This window comes from Caballeronia sp. ATUFL_F2_KS9A (genome assembly GCF_023630765.1).
Taxonomy (GTDB): Bacteria; Pseudomonadota; Gammaproteobacteria; order Burkholderiales; family Burkholderiaceae; genus Caballeronia; species Caballeronia zhejiangensis.
The window spans coordinates 1-1,168 of the sequence record NZ_JALQEK010000042.1 but is presented as its reverse complement, the minus strand read 5'-3'; the positions used below and the strand labels follow the sequence as shown (position 1 = coordinate 1,168).

The following is a 1,168-nucleotide window of genomic DNA, read 5'->3' as shown; positions in this document are numbered from 1 at the left end:
CTAGGTGCTTTGACGGTCGATTATGGTGAAGCCAGTATCGATCTTGACGTGCACAGGCTGATGCCCGGCTGCCGAGCTTTGCGCAAAGCGCGACAGTAATGATTCGGCCGCTTTCACGCCGATGACGGCGCCTTCGACTCGCACTGTCGAAAGAGAAGGATAGATGTGCGCGGCAGAGCTTAGATCCCCGAAGCCCATCACAGCAATCTGCTCAGGTACGCTCATTTTCCGACTGGCTGCTTCGGCAAGCACCCCCTGCGCGAGCGTATCGGAACTGCATACGACGATTTCCGGCGGCGTCTCATCGAACAGACGGGCCGCGCCTTCGCGCCCCCTTTGCACGGTGGCCGGTGCAGGGAGGATCGCGAACGTAGCTTTGCCAATGCCGTGTTTCGCGAGTTCGGCGATCAGGCTCCTGCAGCGGCGCAAACCTCGCGGATCATCGATGGAAACGACGCCGAAGCGCTTATAACCTTTCGCGAGAAGGTGCCGCGCGACTTGCTTGCCTACTTCTTCGTGCGAGAAGCCAATGACGGTGTCGATCGGTTTGTTGGTGAGATCCCAGATTTCGACGACCGGAATCTTGGCTTTGACGAGCCGCTCGACTGTCGCCTTGGTATGGCTTGTACCGGCGAGCACGATCCCATCAGGCCGCCTGCCGAGAATCGCTTCGACTAAGGCTTCTTCGCGAGCTGTCGAGTAAGCGGTGAGACCCAAAAGCGTCTGATAACCCGACGCGGTCAATTTGTCGACGAGCGACTGCACGGTCTCCGCAAAGATAGAACTTGCGATGGTCGGCAACAGGATGGCGACCAGCCGGCTTTTGCTGCTGGCCAGTCCGCCCGCAAGCATGTTGGGCACGTACCCGGTGGCCTGGACCGCTTCAAGCACTTTCTTCTGGGTGTCGCTACGAACGAGTTCCGGCCGATGAAGGGCACGGGAGACTGTCATCGGCGCAACGCCCGCCACCCTTGCCACATCGATAAGCGTCACGCTCTGGAGCACGCCCGCTTCGGTCGTTTGCCGGTTATCGCTTTTCTTGGCCATTTCAGAGTACTGGATCTAACGATTAGTGCGCAACAGCATTAGACCACGAACCGCATCGAACCCATGCGGAAACGCAAGCAGGCCCATGCCGCAAGGGTAAACGACAATGGTTGCGCAATCA

General features: G+C 58.8%; 1 protein-coding gene. It reads right to left on the bottom strand.

All coding sequences use genetic code 11. The features are described 5' to 3' along the window. Complete coding sequence (locus NCS67_RS26680; RefSeq protein WP_250437333.1) at positions 1 to 1,047, bottom strand: LacI family DNA-binding transcriptional regulator; 1,047 nt, start codon at positions 1,045 to 1,047, stop codon at positions 1 to 3. Between the last annotated feature and the right edge of the window lie 121 nt (positions 1,048 to 1,168).

What these genes read in the sequence shown, in the direction of transcription:
- NCS67_RS26680 (WP_250437333.1), bottom strand. Translation starts at nt 1,047, where the DNA reads ATGGCCAAGAAAAGCGATAACCGGCAAACGACCGAAGCGGGCGTGCTC.